This is a genomic window from Pseudomonas tritici, from assembly GCF_014268275.3.
GTDB lineage: Bacteria > Pseudomonadota > Gammaproteobacteria > Pseudomonadales > Pseudomonadaceae > Aquipseudomonas > Aquipseudomonas tritici.
In genome coordinates this window covers 2,438,288-2,459,302 of sequence record NZ_CP077084.1, presented here as the reverse complement: position 1 = coordinate 2,459,302, position 21,015 = coordinate 2,438,288, and the positions used below count along the sequence as shown (strand labels likewise).

Here is a 21,015-nt window from a genome sequence, read left to right as displayed (position 1 = left end):
TGTGAGGGAGCCTGCTCCCTCATCACAGGTTCAGCGCAAGGCGTTAAATAGCATCCCGGCGGCCACCAGTACGCACAGGCTGGCAAACCCGACCTGCAAGGTGCGCGCAGGGATGACCGAACACAGGCGTCGACCCGCCAACATGCCGACGATGCTTGCGCCGATAAATACCCAGCCCACCGGCTCGATACGCACTCCAGCATGAAACGCGCCAGCCACACCGACCAGTGAGAGCAGGCTGATCACCATCAGGGAGGTGGCGACAATCCCGCGCATCTGCACATCGGTCAGTTGCTTGAACGCCGGCACGATGAGGAAGCCGCCGCCCACGCCGAGCAAGCCCGATACAGCCCCTGTGACAGCGCCGAGGGCGGCCAGGGTCGCGCTGCATTTGGCGGTCCAGGCGAAGCGCCCGGTCTGCTGGTTGAGCATGCAGTTCTTCTGGCCCCAGGACGCCGTGCCATGGTCACTCGGCCCGGCCTCGCGCTTTTCGCGCTGCAACATGCGCCAGGCCACCAGCACCATCAACCCGCTGAACAGGCCCATCAACACCGCTTCCGGCAACTGGTGGGCGAGAAACACCCCCACTGGCGAAAACAGCGCGCCGAGCAAGGCAATCAGCAACGCGGCGCGGTAGCGCACCAAGCCATGGCGCAAACCGTCGATCGCCCCCACCGCTGCCGCCGCGCCGACGGCAAGCAGCGACACCGGCGCAGCCTGGGTCATGCTCATGCCCAAGCCCAGCACCAGCGCCGGCACGCCAAGGATGCCGCCACCCGCGCCCGTCAGGCCCATGACCAGGCCCATCAATAATCCCAACACACTGGCCAGCAGCATTCAGTCCACCTTGCTCAAACGGGTCAGCCACTCGCGGCCCTTGAGCATGCCGTTCCAGTAGAACCACGGCAGCAAGGTGGCCTTGAGGAACCACATCGAACGTCGGGCCTGGGTCGGGTCCAGGGGAAAGGTCGGCAGCAACTTGCCGCCGTAGCCGAACTCGGCCAGCACCACCTTGCCCTTCTCCACCGTCAACGGGCACGAGCCGTAGCCGTCGTATTTGAGCGGCAGAGGCGCCTGCTTGCGCAGGGCCAGCAGATTCTCGGCGACCACCACGATCTGCTTGCGCACGGCGGCGGCGGTCTTGGCGTTGGTGGTGCCACATACATCACCCAGGCCGAAGATGTGCGGGTAGCGCAAGTGTTGCAGGCTATGGGGGTTCACTTCGCACCAGCCGGCAGCGTCAGCCAGTGGGCTTTGGCGGATGAAATCCGGGGACACTTGCGGTGGGACCACGTGCAGCAAGTCGAAGGATTTTTCTTCAACGCTGACACTGCCTTCGGCGTCTTTCACTTCGAACCAGGCCTTGCGGGCCGGGCCGTCGACTTTCACCAGGTTGGCGTTGAACGCCAGGCGGGCGTTGTATTTTTCCACGTACTTCATCAACGGCGGCACAAAGGTCGCCACGCCAAACAGTGCTGCACCGGCCAAGTTGAATTCCACGTCGATGTTGTTCAGAGTGCCCTGTTTTAGCCAGTGATCGCAGGACAGGTACATGGCCTTTTGCGGTGCACCCGCGCATTTGATCGGCATGGCCGGCTGGGTGAAGATCGCCTTGCCGCCCTTGAGTTGCTGCACCAGCTGCCAGGTGTAGGCCGCGTGCTCGTAGCTGTAGTTGGACGTCACGCCATGCTGGCCGAGGGTGTCCTGCAGCCCTTCGACTTTTTCCCAGGCCAGGCGCAGGCCGGGGCAGACGATCAGGTTGTTCCAGCTGACGCGCTGGCCGCTGTCGAGGACCAGGGTTTGCTCGTCCGGCAGCAGTTCGGTGACGGCGGCTTGCACCCAGGTGACGCCATTGGGCAGTACGTCGGCCAGGGGCCGGCGGGTCTTTTTGACGTCGTATGCGCCGCCGCCGACCAACGTCCAGGCAGGCTGGTAGCAATGGTATTCGCTCGGTTCGATCAGCGTGATATTCAGCTGGGAGTCGCGCTTGAGCAAGCTGGCCACCAGGCCGATGCCCGCCGAGCCGCCGCCGATGACAACGATATCGCCACTGATGGTTGGGCCCCAGTGTTGTTCGGTCATGGTCTATCGCCTTTTATCGTCAATGCACACAAGGGGCGTTGCCGTATGGCGTCACGTCCCGTTACAGGTCGATCCTTTGCCTCGGACCGTTTTTTTCCCTTAAGCTCGCAAGCCTATGTGGAAAACATCTCGAATGTAAGCCGCAATCCGCTACCAAGGACCGCCGCCATGCCCGCGTTGATTCAAGCCTTTCTGGATGAGGCATCGTCGACCTACACCTATGTCCTACATGAAGCGGATGATGGCCCCTGTGCCATCGTCGACTCGGTGCTCAATTACGACCCGGCCTCCGGGCGCACCGACACACGCCAGGCCGACAAAGTAATCGCCTATGTGCGTGAACATCGCTTGCAGGTGCAATGGCTGCTGGAAACCCATGCCCATGCCGATCACCTGTCCGCCGCGCCGTACTTGCGCCGCACGCTGGGCGGCAAGATCGCCATCGGTCAGTCCATCAGCAAAGTGCAGGGCGTGTTCAAGAACCTGTTCAACCTCGAACCGGAGTTTCGTGCCGACGGCTCGCAGTTCGATCACTTGTTTGCGCCGGATGAAATCTTTTATATCGGCAACATCAAGGCACAGGCCCTGCACGTGCCTGGGCATACGCCGGCGGACATGGCCTATTTGATCGACGATCGAATGATTCTGGTGGGTGACACGTTGTTCATGCCGGATGTGGGTACGGCGCGGTGTGATTTTCCCGGTGGGGATGCGCGGCAGCTGTATGCGTCGATGCGCACGTTGCTGGCCTTTCCTTTGGAGACCGAATTGTACGTATGCCACGACTACCCGCCTGAGGGGCGTGAGGCGAAATGCCTGACGACCGTGGCTGAGCAGCGCGCGGGTAACATTCATGTGCATGACGGGGTGGATGAGGCGGCATTTGTAGAGATGCGTACAACGCGCGATGCGGGGCTGGGGATGCCGACGTTGCTGTTGCCGGCGATCCAGGTGAACGTGCGAGCGGGGAATATGCCGCCGGCAGAGAGCAATGGGGTGACTTACCTGAAGATCCCACTCAATCAACTTTGAAATGTTTAACCCTGTGGGAGCTGGTTTGCCTGCGATAGCGGTGGGCCAGTTGGCTCACTTGCTACTGACACACCGCTTTCGCAGGCAAGCCAGCTCCCACATTTTGGACTGTGTTTGGTCAGTGAGATCGGTGGTGTTCAGGAACCCAGGTTGATGCCGTTGGCGGGTAGCGGCAGTGCGGTTTTGTAACGCACTTGCTTGAGGGCAAAGCTGGAGCGGATGTTGGCGACGCCTGGCACTTTGGTCAGGAAGTCCATCATGAAGCGTTCCAGTGACTGGATCGTCGGTACCAGCACGCGAATCAGGTAGTCCGGGTCGCCGGCCATCAGGTAGCACTCCATCACTTCAGGGCGGTCGGCGATTGCGCCTTCGAACTGTTGCAACGCCAGCTCATTCTGTTTTTCCAGGCTGACGTGGATGAACACGTTGACGTGCAGCCCCAGCAGGTCGGCGTCCAGCAAGGTCACCTGCTCGCGAATCAAGCCCAATTCCTCCATCGCCTTCACCCGGTTGAAACACGGCGTGGGCGACAGGTTGACCGAGCGGGCCAGGTCGGCGTTGGTGATGCGGGCGTTCTCCTGCAAGGCGTTGAGAATGCCGATATCAGTACGGTCCAGTTTGCGCATGAGACAAAATCACCTGTTTATTATGGTTATGCAGTTTTTTTATCCGCAAATGATCCCGAGCGCAATGAAACACAGATAAATATTCTTCTACGCCCCGCCTATGATTGTTGTAGGACAAGATTTCTCCTATCCGGAGACTGACTGTCAGCTAGCGCGCCCACTACAAGAAATTCACAAGATAGAGCGTAGAAAGCCATGACCCAGCAGTATGAACCACTGCGCCTGCACGTCCCTGAACCCTCGGGCCGCCCAGGCTGCAAGACCGACTTTACCTACCTGCGCCTGACCGACGCGGGCCTGGTGCGCAAACCCGCCATCGACGTAGAACCTGCCGACACCGCCGACCTCGCCAAAGGCCTGATCCGCGTGCTCGACGACCAGGGCCAGGCCCTGGGCCCGTGGGCCGAAGGTGTCCCCGTCGAGATCTTGCGCAAAGGCATGCGCGCCATGCTCAAGACGCGGATCTTCGACAACCGCATGGTGGTCGCCCAGCGTCAAAAAAAAATGTCGTTCTACATGCAAAGCCTTGGCGAAGAAGCCATCGGCAGCGCCCAGGCCCTGGCCTTGAACATCGACGACATGTGCTTCCCCACCTACCGCCAGCAAAGCATCCTGATGGCCCGCGACGTGCCACTGGTGGACCTGATCTGCCAACTGCTGTCCAACGAGCGTGACCCGCTCAAGGGTCGCCAGTTGCCGATCATGTATTCGGTAAAAGACGCCGGCTTCTTCACCATTTCCGGCAACCTCGCCACCCAATTCGTCCAAGGCGTGGGCTGGGGCATGGCCTCGGCGATCAAGGGCGATACCAAGATCGCCTCCGCCTGGATCGGCGACGGTGCCACCGCCGAGTCCGACTTCCACACGGCCCTCACCTTCGCCCACGTGTACCGCGCGCCGGTGATTCTCAACGTGGTGAATAACCAGTGGGCCATCTCCACCTTCCAGGCCATTGCCGGCGGTGAAGCCACAACGTTCGCCGGACGCGGCGTGGGTTGCGGTATCGCCTCCCTGCGCGTGGACGGTAACGACTTCATCGCGGTGTACGCCGCTTCCGCCTGGGCCGCCGAGCGTGCGCGCCGCAACCTCGGGCCGACGCTGATCGAGTGGGTCACCTACCGCGCGGGGCCGCACTCCACCTCTGATGATCCGTCGAAATACCGTCCAGCCGATGACTGGAGCCACTTCCCCCTGGGCGACCCGATTGCCCGCCTCAAGCAGCACCTGATCCGCATTGGCCAGTGGTCCGAAGAGGAACACGCGGTAATCAGTGCCGAACTTGAGGCCGAAGTGGTCAAGGCGCAGAAAGAAGCCGAACAGTACGGCACCCTCGCCGGCGGCCAGATTCCAAGCGCCGCGACCATGTTCGAAGACGTTTATAAAGAGATGCCGGAGCACTTGAAGCGCCAGCGTCAAGAGTTGGGGATCTGACATGAACGATCACAACAACAGTATTGAAGTGGAAACCGCCATGACCACCACTACCATGACCATGATCCAGGCGCTGCGCTCGGCCATGGACGTGATGCTTGAGCGTGATAACAACGTGGTGGTTTTCGGTCAGGACGTGGGCTATTTCGGCGGCGTATTCCGTTGCACCGAAGGCTTGCAGACCAAATACGGCAGCTCGCGCGTGTTTGACGCGCCGATCTCCGAAAGCGGCATTATCGGCGTGGCGGTGGGCATGGGTGCCTACGGCCTGCGCCCGGTCGCCGAGATCCAGTTCGCCGACTATGTCTACCCCGCCACCGACCAGATCATCTCCGAAGCCGCACGTCTGCGTTATCGCTCGGCCGGCCAGTTCACCGCACCGTTGACCATGCGCATGCCGTGTGGCGGCGGTATCTACGGTGGTCAGACCCACAGCCAAAGTATCGAAGCGGTGTTCACCCAAGTCTGTGGGTTGCGCACGGTCATGCCGTCCAACCCGTATGACGCCAAGGGTTTGCTGATCGCCTCCATCGAAAACGATGACCCGGTGATCTTCCTTGAGCCAAAACGCCTGTACAACGGCCCGTTCGATGGCCATCACGACCGCCCGGTAACCCCGTGGTCGAAACACCCGCAAGCGCAAGTCCCGGACGGTTATTACACCGTGCCGCTGGACGTGGCCGCCATCGTGCGTCCCGGCTCGGCCGTCACCGTGCTGACCTACGGAACCACCGTGTATGTGTCGCAAGTCGCCGCCGAAGAAACCGGCATCGACGCCGAAGTCATCGACCTGCGCAGCCTATGGCCACTGGACCTGGAAACCATCGTCAAGTCGGTGAAAAAGACCGGTCGTTGTGTGGTGGTGCACGAAGCCACCCGTACCTGCGGCTTTGGCGCCGAGCTGGTAGCGCTGGTTCAGGAGCATTGCTTCCACTACCTGGAAGCGCCGATCGAACGCGTGACCGGTTGGGACACCCCCTACCCGCACGCGCAGGAGTGGGCGTATTTCCCAGGCCCGTCCCGAGTGGGCGCGGCGTTGAAACGGGTCATGGAGGTCTGAATGGGCACGCACGTTATCAAGATGCCGGACATTGGCGAAGGCATCGCAGAAGTTGAATTGTCGGTTTGGCACGTGAAGGTCGGCGACATGGTCGTCGAAGACCAGGTGCTGGCGGATGTCATGACCGACAAGGCGATGGTGGATATCCCCTCGCCGGTGCATGGCAAGGTGATTTCCCTCGGCGGCGAGCCAGGCGAAGTCATGGCCGTAGGCAGTATCTTGATCAGTATTGAAGTGGAAGGTGCCGGCAACGCCAAGGAAGCGCCCGCCGCGAAGGAAGCGCCGAAGGCCGCCCCTGTGGTGGAGGCCAAGCCTGCGCCGGTGGCGGTTGAGAGCAAACCTGCACCGGTGACCGCGGCCCCGGCGCCTGTTGCACGTGAAGCCGACGAACGCCCCTTGGCCTCCCCGGCTGTGCGCAAACACGCATTGGACGCCGGGATTCAGCTGCGCCTGGTCCAGGGCTCGGGCCCGGCGGGCCGGATTCTGCACGAAGATGTGGACGCTTACTTGCTCCAGGGTCCGACGCAAAATAAAAACGCAGCCAACCCCTACGCCGAACGCAACACCGAGGAACAGATCCCGGTGATCGGCATGCGCCGCAAGATCGCCCAGCGCATGCAGGACGCCACCCGGCGCGCCGCGCATTTCAGCTATGTGGAAGAGATCGACGTCACCGCCCTCGACGAGCTGCGTGTGCACCTCAACGAAAAACACGGCGCCACGCGCGGCAAGCTGACGTTGCTGCCATTCATCGTCCGCGCCATGGTTGTGGCCCTGCGTGACTTCCCACAGATCAATGCGCGCTACGACGACGAAGCCCAGGTCATCACCCGTCTCGGCGCGGTGCATGTGGGCGTCGCCACCCAGAGCGACGTCGGCTTGATGGTGCCGGTGGTACGTCACGCCGAAGCCCGCAGCCTGTGGGGCAATGCCGAGGAAATCGCACGCCTGGCCACCGCCGCGCGCAAAGGCAAGGCCAGCCGCGATGAGCTGTCAGGTTCCACCATCACGTTGACCAGCCTGGGTGCACTCGGCGGCATCGTCAGCACGCCGGTCTTGAACCTGCCAGAAGTGGCCATCGTTGGCGTCAATCGCATCGTCGAACGGCCAATGGTGATCAAGGGCCAGATCGTGGTGCGCAAGATGATGAACCTCTCCAGCTCCTTCGATCACCGCGTGGTCGATGGCATGGACGCGGCGCAATTCATCCAGGCCATTCGTGGCCTGCTCGAACAACCCGCCAGCCTGTTTCTGGAGTAAGGCATGTCTCAGACCTTGAATACCACGCTGCTGATTATCGGCGGCGGCCCTGGCGGTTATGTGGCAGCGATTCGCGCCGGCCAACTGGGCATCCAGACCATCCTGGTGGAAGGCCAGGCGCTCGGCGGCACCTGCCTGAATATCGGCTGCATTCCGTCCAAGGCCTTGATCCACGTGGCCGAGCAATTCCAGCAAACCATCCACCACAGCCAGAGCTCGAAACTGGGCATTGAAGTGGATGTGCCGACCCTGGACATCCGCAAAAGCGTGGAATGGAAAGACGGCATCGTCGACCGCCTGACCACGGGCGTCGCTGCGCTATTGAAGAAACACAAGGTGCAAGTGATCCACGGCTGGGCCACGGTGGTGGACGGCAAGACCGTCGACGTCGGCGACCAACGCATTCAGTGCGAACATCTATTGCTGGCCACCGGTTCGAAAAGCGTCAACTTGCCGATGCTGCCGATTGGCGGGCCGATCATCTCCTCCACCGAAGCCCTGGCGCCAACACGCGTGCCCAAGCGGCTGATCGTGGTAGGTGGGGGTTATATCGGGCTGGAGCTGGGCATTGCCTACCGCAAGCTCGGCGCCGAGGTCAGTGTGGTCGAGGCCCAGGACCGCATCCTGCCAGCCTATGACGCCGAACTGACCCAACCTGTGAATGAATCCCTCAAGCAACTGGGGGTAAAACTGTACCTCAAGCACAGCGTCACCGGTTTTGCGGACAACTGCCTGCAAGTGCGCGATCCGAATGGCGACACGTTGTCGCTGGAAACGGACCAGGTGCTGGTCGCCGTAGGCCGCAAACCCAATACCCAAGGCTGGAACCTCGAAGCGCTGAACCTGGACATGAACGGTGCGGCGATCAAGATCGACAACCACTGCCAGACCAGCATGCGCAACGTATGGGCCATCGGCGACCTGAGCGGCGAACCGATGCTTGCGCACCGCGCCATGGCTCAGGGCGAAATGGTGGCCGAACTGATCAGCGGTCAATCCCGCGAATTCAACCCGGCCGCGATCCCGGCGGTGTGCTTTACCGACCCGGAGCTGGTAGTGGTCGGCAAGACCCCAGACGAGGCCACGGCTGCCGGCCTGGACTGCATCGTGTCGAGCTTCCCGTTCGCCGCCAATGGCCGGGCCATGACCCTGGAGTCGAAAACCGGCTTCGTGCGCGTCGTTGCACGCCGTGACAATCATCTGATCGTCGGCTGGCAAGCGGTTGGCGTTGGCGTCTCGGAACTGTCCACCGCGTTCGGCCTGAGCCTGGAAATGGGCGCACGCCTGGAAGACGTTGCCGGCACCATCCACGCCCACCCGACCCTCGGCGAGGCCGTGCAGGAAGCCGCCTTAAGGGCCCTGGGCCACGCGCTACACCTGTAAAACCGCAGCGAGGCGATTGCAGGCAAGCCAGCTCCCACAGAAGAATGCAATCCAAATGTGGGAGCTGGCTTGCCTGCGATAGCGGCGGATCAGCCAATACACAGGCTGAATGGCCCACCCACCTGCTCCCACACCGGCCAAGAATGAAGTATTGTTGCGCCCATCCAGTAAAAAACCGACAAGCCTGCTTCTGACCAGGCGGTTGACCAGAGATAGAGGGTGTCATGGGTAACGAAAGCATCAATTGGGACAAGCTGGGTTTTGACTACATCAAGACCGACAAGCGGTTTCTCCAGGTCTGGAAAAACGGCGAATGGCAAGAAGGCACCCTGACCGACGACAACGTGCTGCACATCAGCGAAGGCTCCACCGCCCTGCACTACGGTCAGCAATGCTTCGAAGGCCTCAAGGCCTACCGCTGCAAGGACGGCTCGATCAACTTGTTCCGCCCGGACCAGAACGCCGCCCGGATGCAGCGCAGCTGCGCCCGTCTGCTGATGCCGCATGTGCCGACCGACGTGTTCATCGACGCCTGCAAACAAGTGGTCAAGGCCAACGAGCGGTTCATCCCGCCGTACGGCAGTGGCGGCGCGCTGTACCTGCGCCCATTCGTGATCGGCACCGGTGAAAACATCGGCGTACGTACCGCACCGGAGTTCATCTTCTCGGTATTCGCGATCCCGGTCGGCGCCTACTTCAAAGGTGGCCTGGTGCCACACAACTTCCAGATCTCCACCTTCGACCGCGCCGCGCCACAAGGCACCGGTGCCGCCAAGGTCGGTGGCAACTACGCCGCCAGCCTGATGCCAGGTTCGGAAGCGAAAAAAGCCGGTTTCGCCGATGCGATCTACCTGGACCCGATGACTCACTCGAAAATCGAAGAAGTCGGCTCGGCCAACTTCTTCGGGATCACCCACGACAACCAGTTCATCACGCCGAAGTCGCCTTCGGTGCTGCCAGGCATCACCCGCCTGTCGCTGATCGAACTGGCCCAGACCCGCCTGGGCCTGAAAGTGGTCGAGGGCGAAGTGCTCATCGATAAGCTGGACCAGTTCAAGGAAGCCGGCGCCTGCGGTACTGCTGCGGTCATCTCGCCAATCGGCGGCATCCAGTACAACGGCAAGCTGCACGTGTTTCACAGCGAAACCGAAGTCGGCCCGATCACCCAGAAGCTCTACAAAGAGCTGACCGGCGTACAGACCGGCGAAGTCGAAGCCCCAGCAGGCTGGATCGTCAAGGTCTAACCAGAACACCCGCTACACCACAAAACCCTGTGGGAGCTGGCTTGCCTGCGATAGCAGTAGATCAGTCACTGTCAATATTGACTGACACACCGCTATCGCAGGCAAGCCAGCTCCCACATTTGTTTCCAGTGTTCTCAGGATTGAGCCGGAATATTCCCCAAAAGCTTCTTCCCCATACTTATTCTCGGCTCCACCCCATACCCCAGCGCCTCATAAAACCCCACAACCGCATCATTCCCCCCGGTGATCTGCAGGTTGATCTTCATACAACCCAAGGCAGTCAACGCCTGTTCCGCATGCCTCACCAGCGAGGAACCCAGGCCATGCCGCCGATAATCCGCGTGCACCGCCACCGAATACAGCCACCCACGATGCCCGTCATACCCGGCAAGCACCGTACCGATCACGGCCTTTTTATCCGTCGCGACGAAAAACAGCCCATCGTTGACCGCCAGCTTTTTATCGATCGCCAGGCTTGGCACGTTATGCGCCGTCTCGTAACCAAAAGCCTCCTGCCATAACGCAACCACCTGCGCCCGATGCTGACGGTCGCGATACGGGCCGATGGGATGCCGGGACAGCAGCGCCTTTTCCATCACCAACGTGCGCTCGTTGCCATGGTAAACATCGCGCACGGTGTGAAACCCCAGTTTGGTATAGAACGGCTCGGCGGTCAGCGATGACGGCACACTCAGTACCGTCACCCCGGCCTCACGGGCGCGCAGTTCGATCTCGATCATCAACAGCCGGCCAATGCCCTGCCCTTGCAGCGCCGGATTGACGAACACCGAGCGCACTACATTGGCGTCCAGGGCCGCCGTGGCAACGATCACCTGATCCTTGATCGCCACCAGCACCACCCGGCGCGTGAGCAGCGCCAGCACGGCCTCCGGGGTAAAATGGGTCGCAACCCGCGCAATCACATCCGCCGGGTAATCCCGTGCATTGCTGCTGTGCAAAGCCGCCAGGATGACCTGGCTGATCCCCTCGGCATCGGCGGGTTGGGCAAGACGTACGGCGGTCGACATGATTCCTCCTGACTGACACAGCTATAACAACCACCACCATACCAATGTGAGAGCTGGCTTGCCTGCGATGGCGGTCCGTCAGTCGACATCTGCGGCACTGACCCAGCGCCATCGCAGGCGAGCCAGCTCCCACATTTTTAGTGCACTTCAGACTAAACAGCCGATTCGGCTGCGCCACTGTCCTTTTCAGCTTTCCCGGCTGAGCCATCCCTGCGTTTCAGCCGGGATAATCCGCCGATAACCCACACAATAACCCGACTGTACTTGCCTGCGGTGCCGCCTCACGCGCAGCAGAAAACGCTGAATGCCCCCTCGAATAACAAGGAGCCTCACATGACCCGCTACATCGACGTCAACGACCTCTGCTACCTGGTCTCGCAAAAAAGCCTGTCCACCTGCATCACCGAGATGGCCGAGTACATCCGCGCTGACTACCTGCGCTGGCAGGACTTCGAAAAATGCGCGCGCCTGGCCAACCACTCGCTGGATGGCGTGATCGAACTGATGCCGGTATCCGACGCGTCGCTGTATGCCTTCAAGTACGTCAATGGCCATCCTAAGAACACCCTGGCCGGCATGCTCACCGTGATGGCTTTCGGCGCGCTGGGCGATGTCGACACGGGCAAACCGGTGCTGCTGGCGGAAATGACCCTGACTACCGCGATTCGCACTGCCGCCACCTCGGCCCTGGTCGCCCGCTACCTGGCCCGCGACAACAGCCGCAGCATGGCGCTGATCGGCAACGGCTCGCAGAGCGAATTCCAGGCCCTGGCCTTCCATGCCATGCTTGGCATCAATGAGATCCGCCTGTTCGATATCGATGCCAAGGCCACCGCCAAACTGGCGGCCAACCTCAAGGCGTTCCCGGCGATCAAGGTGATCCTGGCCGGCAGCGTGGCCGAAGCCGTGAAAGGTGCGGACATCGTCACCACCGTCACCGCCGACAAGGCCTATGCCACTATCCTCACCGATGACATGATCGAACCCGGCATGCACCTTAACGCGGTCGGTGGCGACTGCCCCGGCAAGACCGAGCTGGACCGACGTATCGTCGAGCGCGCCCGGGTGATCGTCGAGTACGAACCGCAAAGCCGCATCGAAGGTGAAATCCAGCACATGCCGGACAATTCGCCGGTGACCGAACTCTGGCAAGTGATCAACGGCCAGCAGCCCGGCCGCGAAAATGCGCACCAAGTGACCCTGTTCGATTCGGTGGGGTTTGCCATCGAAGATTACTCGGCCCTGCGCTACGTGCTGGACGTGGCCAAGGCGCTGGACGTGGGCAGCGACCTGGAGCTGGTGCCGGACCTGGCCGACCCGAAAGACCTGTTCGCACGCCTGGCGCAGCAACCACGCGTGCAACAGAAAAAGCGCGCCTGAGGCGTGTTGCAAGCCCTCAACCGCATACAGACGTTGACGGAGGAAGGCCGTACCATGTGACGGGTCCGGCAAACGCGAGACGTTTGCCGCCATTTTTTCTCAACCGTTTGAAGTGAACCCCATGGATACCAAGGCCAACGGACCCCATTCTTCCCCCGCGCTGGACCGCATCGATGAAGCCATCATCGAAGTGCTGCGGCACCAGGGGCGTATCACCTACGAAAAGCTCTCGTCGCTGGTGCACCTCACGCCTCGGCCCTGCCTGGAGCGGGTGCGCAAGCTGGAGCGACGCGGGGTGATCCGTGGGTATGGGGCGATCATTGATGTGCAGATGGTCTCACCAGGCCTGTCGTTGCTGGTGTTGGTGGCCTTGTCCAACCAGAGCGGGCGTTCGGCGCAAAAAGCCTTCGAAGCGTGTGTGAAGGCCTGCCCGCAGGTGTTCGAGTGCCAGCTGATCAGCGGCCCGTTTGACTACAGCCTGCGCATGCGCTGCCGGGACATGGAGCACTACCGGGTGCTGACCGAGACCTGGTTGAACAATGACGAGTTGCACATTGATAAATTGGTGGCGCATCCGGAGTTGGCGGTGGTGAAAAACACCGCCACCGAATTGGCCTGAGCGGACGCCATTCAGGCCGCCAGTTTGCCGCTGGCGATGGCCGCCGACGCGGCCACCATCGCCCTTAGCAGCACCGCACACCCCGCCGCCAAGTCATCCGGTGCGGCGTTTTCGATTTCGTTATGGCTGATGCCGCCTTCACAGGGCACAAAAATCATCCCCGCCGGGCCCAGTTCGGCAACAAAGATCGCGTCATGCCCTGCCCCGCTGACGATGTCCATGTTCGACAACCCCAGCCCATTCGCGGCATCACGCACAGCGTCCACGCAGCCCTTGTCGAAATACAGTGGTGGAAAATCTGCCGTAGGTTCCATCTCGAAACTCAAACCGTGCTTGGCGCACGTTTCATCGATCACCTTGCGTACTTCGGCAATCATCGAGTCCAGCCGCGCCGGCTCCAGGTGACGGAAGTCCAGGGTCATGCGCACTTCCCCCGGAATGACGTTGCGCGAACCGGGGTAAGCCTGCAGGCAGCCAACGGTGCCGCACGCATGCGGTTGATGCCCAAGCGCCGCCGCATTGACCGCCGCCACCACCGCCGCCGCGCCCACCAGGGCATCCTTGCGCAGGTGCATCGGTGTCGGTCCCGCGTGCGCTTCGACCCCGCGCAGTTTCAGGTCAAACCACTTTTGCCCAAGGGCGCCCAGCACCACGCCAATGGTCTTTTTCTCGTCTTCAAGAATCGGCCCCTGTTCGATATGCGCCTCGAAATAGGCGCCTACCTTGTGCCCACTGACCGGCCGCGAACCCGCATAGCCAATCGCGTTCAGCGCGTCGCCCACGCTGACGCCGTCCACGTCCACCTTGGCCAGGGTGTCCGCCAGGGTGAATTTCTCGGCAAACACCCCCGAGCCCATCATGCAGGGCGGAAAGCGCGAACCCTCTTCGTTGGTCCACACCACCACTTCCAATGGCGCCTCGGTCTCAACGTTGAGGTCATTGAGCGTACGCAGCACCTCCACACCCGCCAGCACACCGAAGCAACCGTCGAACTTACCGCCGGTGGGCTGGGTGTCGATATGGCTGCCAGTCATCACTGGCGGCAGGTTGGGGTTGCGTCCCGGGCGACGGGCGAAGATGTTGCCGATGCCGTCGACGGTCACGGTGCAACCCGCCTCTTCGCACCACTGCACAAACAGGTCGCGGGCCTTGCGATCAAGGTCGGTGAGCGCCAGGCGACACACACCGCCCTTGGGGGTGGCGCCGAGTCTGGCCAGGTCCATCAACGACTGCCACAGGCGGTCGCGGTTGATGTGCTGATGGGTGGATTGCAGTACGTCGAGGGCAGCGTTCATGGGGATCTCCTCAGGCAATATTTCTTATGATTGGAATGCGGTCAAAAATGTGGGAGCGGGCTTGCTCGCGAATGCAGTCTGTCAGTTGATAAATGCGGTGATTGACACACCGCATTCGCGAGCAAGCCCGCTCCCACATTTGGATTGCATTTCAACTTATTTACAGCGGTGTTTTCACTGCGGCCGGGCTGACACCACGCTTCGCATTCAGCCCGTAATACAACACGCCACCCAGCGCCGATCCGGTAAACCAGCCGTAGCTGTAGAACCAGCTGAATGCATCGCTGCCCAGCGACAGCAGGGTCAGCACCACCGGCACGCCAAACGCGATAAATCCGCTCCAGTTCCACGCCGGGTACACGTCGTCGCGGTACAGCCCTGCGAGATCGAGCTGTTGTTTTCGCGTGATGAAGTAGTCCACCACCATGATCCCGGCGATCGGTCCCAGCAGGCTTGAATAACCCAGCAACCAATTGGAATAGACGGTTTCCAGGCTCACATCGGAAACGATCAACCCGAGCTTCTTCAGCAGTTCATGCCCCATCAACGCCAACCCGACCAGACCGGTGAGCATCACGGCGGTGGTGCGGTTGATCAGCTTGGGCGCGATGTTCTGAAAGTCATTGGTGGGTGAAACAATGTTCGCGGCGGTGTTGGTGGACAAGGTCGCGACGATGATCAGCGCCATCGCCACGGCGACCCACACCGGGCTCTGGATATGGCCGATCAGGGTCACCGGGTCGGACACGCTCACACCCACCAGTTTTACCGACGCGGCGGTCATGATCACGCCAAGGGAGGCGAACAGGAACATGGTCAGCGGCAGGCCGAAGATCTGCCCGAGAATCTGGTCTTTCTGGCTTTTGGCGTAGCGGCTGAAGTCCGGAATATTCAGCGACAACGTCGCCCAGAAACCCACCATCGCCGTGAGGCCGGCCATGAAGTAACCGGTGAGGCTCGCCCCTTCGGGGCGCTTGGGTGGGATCGCCATCAACTCGCTGATCGACACATTAGGCATCGCCCACACCAGCAAACCAATCCCCACTGCCACCAGCAGCGGTGCCGACAGGGTTTCCAGGCGTTTGATCGACTCGGCGCCGCGCAGTACCACCCATAGATTCAGCGTCCAGAAAACCATGAAACCGATCACTTCACCGGTCCCGCCGAGGGACTTCCAGCCCTCGAAAATCGAGCCCAGGAACAGGTGAATCGCCAGCCCGCCAAACATCGTCTGGATACCAAACCAGCCGCACGCCACCAGCGCCCGGATCAGACACGGCACATTCGAACCGAGGATGCCGAACGATGAGCGCAACAACACCGGAAACGGTATGCCGTACTTGGTGCCAGGGAAGGCGTTGAGGGTCAACGGGATCAGCACCACGATATTGGCCAGCAGGATCGCCATCAGCGCTTCACCCACCGACAACCCGAAATACGCGGTAAGCACCCCACCCAGCGTATAGGTGGGCACGCAGATCGACATGCCGACCCACAACGCGGTGATGTGCCACTTGTTCCAAGTGCGTTCGTGCACCTTGGTCGGTGCCATGTCGTGGTTATAGCGAGGGCTGTCGAGGACGTCGGGGCCGGCGTCTAGCTCGTACAGGCCGTTGCGTTCAATGACTTGCGATCTGTTCTGTTGCATGGCCGCTCCACGATTTTTTCGAATTATTTTTGCTCATCCAGCGCTGTGCGCTGGATGGCCGGAGTACCTCGTAAACAACATGACATCACGGGTCCGGCCAGCCGCCACTGCACTCAATATCCGTGCCGACAACCCACCTTGAACCCGCACCGCTTATATAACGTGCTGATGTTTATCAGCTTTCCGATTTATCCCTCGGTACTTGCCGCACTGCTCAGGCTAAACAATGCGAAAGTTGTCCGAACCTTCAGGACTCAATCTGGTGCAACACAATTATTTTTATTTCCCACCCCCGTCAAGAGGCATATCTCAAGCGTCTGATTTGCAATAAGAAATGTTGCTCAATTTAAGAACCTGTCAAGTGCGTCAAAATGGTGAGCGAGCGCTACATTTTGGTGATTTATGTTTTTTATACATATAAATCAATAACTTAATATGGATATATGCTTATAAAAAATCTTCTTGCCCAATCGAAAAACTCGGGCTAGCTTCTATTCCTGTCACCGATGACAGGAATCACCCCGCCATCGGTAAGCAGCATTACAACACTTAGAACTGGCACAAGCCGGTCAAGCCTGTGAGGAACTCGACATGTCGCTGTTGATCCGTGGCGCCACCGTTATTACCCATGATGAAAGTTACCGCGCCGATGTTTTATGCGCAGGCGGTCTAATTCGGGCCATTGGCACGAATCTGGAGATTCCCGCAGGCACTCAAACACTCGACGGCAGCGGCCAATTCTTGATGCCCGGCGGCATCGACCCCCATACCCATATGCAATTGCCCTTCATGGGGACCGTGGCCAGTGAAGACTTTTTCAGTGGCACGGCGGCAGGCCTGGCGGGGGGCACCACGTCGATCATCGACTTTGTGATTCCCAACCCACAGCAACCCTTGATGGAAGCGTTTCACCAGTGGCGTGGCTGGGCGGAAAAATCCGCCTCCGACTACGGTTTCCACGTGGCGATCACCTGGTGGAGCGAGCAGGTGCGCGAGGAAATGGCCGAACTGGTCAGCCACCACGGCATCAACAGCTTCAAGCACTTCATGGCCTACAAGAACGCGATCATGGCGGCAGATGACACTCTGGTCGCCAGCTTCGAACGCTGCCTGGAACTGGGCGCGGTGCCCACGGTGCATGCTGAGAACGGCGAGTTGGTGTATCACCTGCAACGCAAGCTGATGGCCCAGGGCATCACCGGCCCGGAAGCGCACCCGCTGTCGCGCCCGTCCCAGGTAGAAGGCGAAGCGGCCAGCCGCGCCATTCGCATCGCCGAAACCATCGGCACGCCGTTGTACCTGGTGCACGTGTCCACCAAGGAAGCGCTGGATGAAATCACCTACGCCCGCAGCAAAGGCCAACCGGTGTATGGCGAAGTGCTCGCCGGCCACCTGCTGCTGGACGACAGCGTCTACCAACACCCCGACTGGCAAACCGCCGCCGGCTACGTGATGAGCCCACCCTTCCGCCCGCGCGGGCATCAGGAAGCGCTGTGGCATGGTTTGCAGTCTGGCAACCTGCACACCACCGCGACCGACCACTGCTGCTTCTGCGCCGAGCAAAAAGCCGCTGGTCGTGACGACTTCAGCAAGATCCCCAATGGCACTGCCGGTATCGAAGACCGCATGGCGCTGCTGTGGGATGAGGGGGTCAACACCGGGCGCCTGTCGATGCAGGAGTTCGTTGCGCTGACCTCCACCAATACCGCGAAGATCTTCAACCTCTATCCGCGCAAAGGCGCGATCCGCGTGGGCGCCGATGCGGATCTGGTGCTGTGGGACCCCGAGGGTACACGGACCATTTCCGCCAAGACTCATCATCAGAAAATCGACTTCAACATCTTCGAAGGCAAGACCGTGCGCGGCGTGCCGAGCCATACCATCAGCCAGGGCAAGCTGGTCTGGGCCGATGGCGACCTGCGCGCCGAACGCGGTGCCGGGCGGTATGTGGAGCGGCCGGCGTATCCGGCGGTATTTGAGCAGTTGAGCAAGCGGGCGGCGTATTCCAAGCCCACTGCTGTGAAACGCTGAAAGCGGCCTTCGACCTATCGCGGGCAAGCCCGACTCCCACATTTGAACTGTGTGAACCCGACCAAATGTGGGAGCTGGCTTGCCTGCGAAGAGGCCAGCACAGACAACAAAAAACCAATGCCCATCAGAGGCAGTACCTCAACTACCGTGAGGCCAACACCGTGATCCAGACCCTGACCCACCTCCCCCATCCCGCTGAGGATGGACCCACGCTCGCCAGCCATTTCACCGACCTGGCGCCACCACTCAACGCCCGCCAGGCCCAACTGGAAGCCTCGCGCTGCCTGTATTGCTACGACGCACCGTGCGTGAACGCATGCCCCAGCGAAATCGACATTCCGTCGTTCATCCGCAATATCCACACCGAAAACGTGCAAGGCGCCGCGCAGAAGATCCTCTCGGCCAATATCCTTGGCGGCAGTTGCGCTCGGGTGTGTCCCACCGAGATCCTCTGCCAGCAGGCTTGCGTGCGTAACAACGCCGAAGAATGCGCCCCGGTGCTGATCGGCTTGCTGCAACGTTATGCAATCGACAACGCACACTTCAGCGAACACCCCTTCCACCGCGCCGCGCCGACCGGCAAACGCATCGCCGTGGTCGGCGCCGGGCCGGCAGGCTTGGCCTGCGCCCATCGCAGCGCCTTGCACGGCCATGACGTGGTGATCTTCGAAGCCCGGGAAAAAGCCGGTGGCCTGAATGAATACGGGATCGCCAAGTACAAACTGGTGGATGACTTCGCGCAGAAGGAACTGGATTTCCTCCTGCAGATTGGCGGCATCGAGATCCGCCACGGCCAGCGCCTGGGCGACAACCTGACCTTGAGCGACCTGCACCAGCAATTCGACTCAGTCTTCCTCGGCCTCGGGTTGGCCGCCAGTAAACAGCTCGGTTTAGCCCACGAGGACGCGCCCGGCCTGCTCGCCGCCACCGACTACATCCGCGAGCTGCGCCAAGCCGACGACCTGACCCAACTGCCCCTGGCCGACCGCTGCATTGTGCTCGGTGCCGGCAACACCGCCATCGACATGGCCGTACAAATGGCCCGCCTCGGTGCTCGTGATGTGAACCTCGTCTACCGTCGAGGGTTGGCAGATATGGGCGCCACCCACCACGAACAGGACATCGCCAAAGCCAACCAGGTCCGCCTGCTGACCTGGGCCCAGCCTGAAGAAGTGCTGCTGGATGAGCAGGGCCACGTGCGCGGCATGCGCTTCCAGCGCACGCGCCTGGAAAACGGGCGCCTGCACCCTACCGGCGAAACCTTCGAACTGGCCGCCGATGCAATCTTCAAGGCCATCGGCCAAGGGTTTGACAGCGAGGCCCTGCACGATCCGCTGGCCCAGCAACTGCAGCGTGTCGGTGAAAGAATCTTCGTCGATGAACAACTGCGCACCAGCATTCCCGGTGTATACGCCGGCGGCGATTGCGTCAGCCTCGGCCAGGACCTCACCGTGCAGGCAGTGCAACACGGCAAGCTGGCCGCTGAAGCCATGCACGCCCAACTCATGCTGAATGTGGAGGCTGCGTAATGGCCGATCTCTCGATTGTGTTCGCCGGTATCAAAGCCCCCAACCCGTTCTGGCTGGCCTCCGCGCCGCCCACCGACAAGGCCTACAACGTGGTCCGTGCCTTTGAAGCCGGCTGGGGCGGCGTGGTGTGGAAAACCCTGGGCGAAGACCCGGCGGCGGTCAACGTGTCGTCACGCTACTCGGCGCACTACGGCGCCAACCGTGAAGTGCTGGGCATCAATAACATCGAGCTGATCACTGACCGCTCCCTGGAGATCAACCTGCGGGAAATCACCCAGGTGAAAAAGGACTGGCCCGACCGCGCGCTGATCGTGTCGCTGATGGTGCCGTGCGTTGAGGAATCCTGGAAAAACATCCTGCCGTTGGTAGAAGCCACCGGTTGCGACGGTATTGAGCTGAACTTCGGCTGCCCCCACGGCATGCCCGAGCGAGGCATGGGCGCGGCGGTCGGCCAGGTGCCGGAGTATGTGGAGCAGGTCACGCGCTGGTGCAAGACGTATTGCTCGCTGCCGGTGATCGTCAAGCTCACGCCGAATATCACCGACATTCGCGTGGCGGCGCGCGCGGCGTATCGCGGTGGCGCGGATGCGGTGTCGCTGATCAACACCATCAACTCCATCACCAGCGTCGACCTGGAACGCATGGTCGCGCTGCCAGTGGTCGGCACGCAAAGCACCCACGGCGGTTACTGCGGTTCAGCGGTGAAGCCAATTGCGCTGAACATGGTCGCCGAGATCGCCCGTGACCCGCAGACACAGGGCCTGCCGATCTGCGGCATTGGCGGCATCGGCAACTGGCGCGACGCGGCGGAATTCGTTGCCCTGGGCTGTGGCGCGGTGCAGGTGTGCACGGCGGCAATGCTGCATGGGTTTCGGATTGTGGAAGAGATGAAGGACGGGCTGTCGCGCTGGATGGACAGCCAGGGTTACGCCAGCCTGCAGGAGTTTTCCGGGCGCGCGGTGGGTAATACGACGGATTGGAAGTACCTGGATATCAACTATCAGGTGATTGCGAAGATCGATCAGGAAGCCTGTATTGGCTGCGGGCGTTGCCATATTGCCTGTGAGGACACGTCGCACCAGGCGATTGCCAGTTTGAAATTGGCGGATGGCACGCATAAGTACGAAGTGATCGATGATGAATGTGTGGGCTGCAATTTGTGCCAGATCACCTGCCCGGTGGCCGACTGCATCGAGATGGTGCCGATCGACTCGGGCAAGCCGTATTTGAACTGGACGCAGGATCCGAGGAATCCCTATCGCGAGGCTGTGTAGTTCTCTAGATCGCTATCGCAGGCAAGCCAGCTCCCACATTCGACTGCATTCCTCCAGGAAAAATGCGCTCAACTGTGGGAGCTGGCTTGCCTG

At 61.0% G+C, this 21,015-nt stretch carries 17 protein-coding genes; 11 read left to right on the top strand and 6 right to left on the bottom strand.

Annotated elements, in window-relative coordinates; genetic code table 11:
- Positions 1–30: 30 nt before the first annotated feature.
- Together HU722_RS11075 and HU722_RS11070 are read right to left on the bottom strand one after the other, a co-directional pair.
- Entirely contained in the window at positions 31–837 is an 807-nt protein-coding gene (locus HU722_RS11075) for a sulfite exporter TauE/SafE family protein (protein ID WP_065889261.1), read from the bottom strand.
- Entirely contained in the window at positions 838–2,082 is a 1,245-nt protein-coding gene (locus HU722_RS11070) for an NAD(P)/FAD-dependent oxidoreductase (RefSeq protein ID WP_065872345.1), read from the bottom strand.
- A gap of 168 nt (positions 2,083–2,250) precedes the next feature.
- On the opposite strand from HU722_RS11070, the gene HU722_RS11065 reads away from it, so the two are divergent.
- On the top strand, positions 2,251–3,114 hold the full coding sequence (locus tag HU722_RS11065; RefSeq protein ID WP_065872346.1) for an MBL fold metallo-hydrolase: 864 nt from the start codon (positions 2,251–2,253) through the stop codon (positions 3,112–3,114).
- Between the two features lie 137 nt (positions 3,115–3,251).
- On the opposite strand, the gene bkdR is transcribed toward HU722_RS11065, so the two are convergent.
- Positions 3,252–3,740 carry a Bkd operon transcriptional regulator BkdR gene (gene bkdR, locus HU722_RS11060; RefSeq protein ID WP_065872347.1) on the bottom strand — a complete coding sequence of 163 codons (489 nt, stop codon included), beginning with the start codon at positions 3,738–3,740 and terminating at the stop codon, positions 3,252–3,254.
- Between the two features lie 195 nt (positions 3,741–3,935).
- Here bkdR and HU722_RS11055 point away from each other — a divergent pair, with 195 nt between their 5' ends.
- The 5 genes from HU722_RS11055 to HU722_RS11035 all read left to right on the top strand — a co-directional run bounded on the left by HU722_RS11055 (position 3,936) and on the right by HU722_RS11035 (position 10,118).
- Positions 3,936–5,171, top strand: coding sequence for a 3-methyl-2-oxobutanoate dehydrogenase (2-methylpropanoyl-transferring) subunit alpha (locus HU722_RS11055; RefSeq protein ID WP_065872348.1), 1,236 nt, complete (start codon positions 3,936–3,938; stop codon positions 5,169–5,171).
- 1 nt (position 5,172) lies between these two features.
- Positions 5,173–6,231 (top strand): alpha-ketoacid dehydrogenase subunit beta, encoded by a 1,059-nt coding sequence (locus HU722_RS11050; protein WP_065879992.1) that lies wholly within the window; start codon positions 5,173–5,175, stop codon positions 6,229–6,231.
- Positions 6,232–7,491, top strand: a complete 1,260-nt coding sequence (locus tag HU722_RS11045) for a dihydrolipoamide acetyltransferase family protein (protein ID WP_186754609.1) — start codon at positions 6,232–6,234, stop codon at positions 7,489–7,491.
- 3 nt (positions 7,492–7,494) lie between these two features.
- Positions 7,495–8,874, top strand: a complete 1,380-nt coding sequence (lpdA, locus tag HU722_RS11040) for a dihydrolipoyl dehydrogenase (RefSeq protein ID WP_065872350.1) — start codon at positions 7,495–7,497, stop codon at positions 8,872–8,874.
- A gap of 224 nt (positions 8,875–9,098) precedes the next feature.
- Positions 9,099–10,118 carry a branched-chain amino acid aminotransferase gene (locus tag HU722_RS11035; protein WP_065872351.1) on the top strand — a complete coding sequence of 340 codons (1,020 nt, stop codon included), beginning with the start codon at positions 9,099–9,101 and terminating at the stop codon, positions 10,116–10,118.
- 134 nt (positions 10,119–10,252) lie between these two features.
- Here HU722_RS11035 and HU722_RS11030 read toward each other — a convergent pair whose 3' ends face one another.
- Complete coding sequence (locus HU722_RS11030) at positions 10,253–11,146, bottom strand: GNAT family acetyltransferase (protein ID WP_083207137.1); 894 nt, start codon at positions 11,144–11,146, stop codon at positions 10,253–10,255.
- A gap of 333 nt (positions 11,147–11,479) precedes the next feature.
- Here HU722_RS11030 and ocd point away from each other — a divergent pair, with 333 nt between their 5' ends.
- Together ocd and HU722_RS11020 are read left to right on the top strand one after the other, a co-directional pair.
- Positions 11,480–12,526 (top strand): ornithine cyclodeaminase, encoded by a 1,047-nt coding sequence (ocd, locus tag HU722_RS11025; RefSeq protein ID WP_186754607.1) that lies wholly within the window; start codon positions 11,480–11,482, stop codon positions 12,524–12,526.
- A 121-nt stretch (positions 12,527–12,647) separates the two neighbouring features.
- The gene (locus tag HU722_RS11020; protein ID WP_016974875.1) at positions 12,648–13,145 is read left to right on the top strand and encodes an Lrp/AsnC family transcriptional regulator; all 498 of its coding nucleotides are present in this window, start codon (positions 12,648–12,650) and stop codon (positions 13,143–13,145) included.
- 11 nt (positions 13,146–13,156) lie between these two features.
- On the opposite strand, the gene HU722_RS11015 is transcribed toward HU722_RS11020, so the two are convergent.
- Positions 13,157–14,440 (bottom strand): Zn-dependent hydrolase, encoded by a 1,284-nt coding sequence (locus HU722_RS11015; protein ID WP_065872353.1) that lies wholly within the window; start codon positions 14,438–14,440, stop codon positions 13,157–13,159.
- A gap of 160 nt (positions 14,441–14,600) precedes the next feature.
- Positions 14,601–16,088 (bottom strand): NCS1 family nucleobase:cation symporter-1, encoded by a 1,488-nt coding sequence (locus tag HU722_RS11010; RefSeq protein ID WP_065879996.1) that lies wholly within the window; start codon positions 16,086–16,088, stop codon positions 14,601–14,603.
- Between the two features lie 591 nt (positions 16,089–16,679).
- Here HU722_RS11010 and hydA point away from each other — a divergent pair.
- From hydA to preA, 3 genes are all read left to right on the top strand, one after another.
- Positions 16,680–18,119 (top strand): dihydropyrimidinase, encoded by a 1,440-nt coding sequence (hydA, locus tag HU722_RS11005; protein WP_186754605.1) that lies wholly within the window; start codon positions 16,680–16,682, stop codon positions 18,117–18,119.
- Positions 18,120–18,280: 161 nt separating this feature from the next.
- Positions 18,281–19,648, top strand: a complete 1,368-nt coding sequence (locus tag HU722_RS11000) for an NAD(P)-dependent oxidoreductase (protein WP_065872394.1) — start codon at positions 18,281–18,283, stop codon at positions 19,646–19,648.
- The gene (preA, locus tag HU722_RS10995) at positions 19,648–20,922 is read left to right on the top strand and encodes an NAD-dependent dihydropyrimidine dehydrogenase subunit PreA (RefSeq protein ID WP_065889248.1); all 1,275 of its coding nucleotides are present in this window, start codon (positions 19,648–19,650) and stop codon (positions 20,920–20,922) included. The genes HU722_RS11000 and preA overlap by 1 nt, the downstream gene beginning before the upstream one ends.
- Positions 20,923–21,015 lie beyond the last annotated feature (93 nt).

What these genes read in the sequence shown, in the direction of transcription:
- ocd (WP_186754607.1), top strand. Translation starts at nt 11,480, where the DNA reads ATGACCCGCTACATCGACGTCAACGACCTCTGCTACCTGGTCTCGCAA.
- HU722_RS11070 (WP_065872345.1), bottom strand. Translation starts at nt 2,082, where the DNA reads ATGACCGAACAACACTGGGGCCCAACCATCAGTGGCGATATCGTTGTC.
- lpdA (WP_065872350.1), top strand. Translation starts at nt 7,495, where the DNA reads ATGTCTCAGACCTTGAATACCACGCTGCTGATTATCGGCGGCGGCCCT.
- HU722_RS11035 (WP_065872351.1), top strand. Translation starts at nt 9,099, where the DNA reads ATGGGTAACGAAAGCATCAATTGGGACAAGCTGGGTTTTGACTACATC.
- HU722_RS11055 (WP_065872348.1), top strand. Translation starts at nt 3,936, where the DNA reads ATGACCCAGCAGTATGAACCACTGCGCCTGCACGTCCCTGAACCCTCG.
- HU722_RS11030 (WP_083207137.1), bottom strand. Translation starts at nt 11,146, where the DNA reads ATGTCGACCGCCGTACGTCTTGCCCAACCCGCCGATGCCGAGGGGATC.
- HU722_RS11010 (WP_065879996.1), bottom strand. Translation starts at nt 16,088, where the DNA reads ATGCAACAGAACAGATCGCAAGTCATTGAACGCAACGGCCTGTACGAG.
- HU722_RS11050 (WP_065879992.1), top strand. Translation starts at nt 5,173, where the DNA reads ATGAACGATCACAACAACAGTATTGAAGTGGAAACCGCCATGACCACC.
- HU722_RS11020 (WP_016974875.1), top strand. Translation starts at nt 12,648, where the DNA reads ATGGATACCAAGGCCAACGGACCCCATTCTTCCCCCGCGCTGGACCGC.
- HU722_RS11045 (WP_186754609.1), top strand. Translation starts at nt 6,232, where the DNA reads ATGGGCACGCACGTTATCAAGATGCCGGACATTGGCGAAGGCATCGCA.
- bkdR (WP_065872347.1), bottom strand. Translation starts at nt 3,740, where the DNA reads ATGCGCAAACTGGACCGTACTGATATCGGCATTCTCAACGCCTTGCAG.
- preA (WP_065889248.1), top strand. Translation starts at nt 19,648, where the DNA reads ATGGCCGATCTCTCGATTGTGTTCGCCGGTATCAAAGCCCCCAACCCG.
- HU722_RS11065 (WP_065872346.1), top strand. Translation starts at nt 2,251, where the DNA reads ATGCCCGCGTTGATTCAAGCCTTTCTGGATGAGGCATCGTCGACCTAC.
- HU722_RS11015 (WP_065872353.1), bottom strand. Translation starts at nt 14,440, where the DNA reads ATGAACGCTGCCCTCGACGTACTGCAATCCACCCATCAGCACATCAAC.
- hydA (WP_186754605.1), top strand. Translation starts at nt 16,680, where the DNA reads ATGTCGCTGTTGATCCGTGGCGCCACCGTTATTACCCATGATGAAAGT.
- HU722_RS11075 (WP_065889261.1), bottom strand. Translation starts at nt 837, where the DNA reads ATGCTGCTGGCCAGTGTGTTGGGATTATTGATGGGCCTGGTCATGGGC.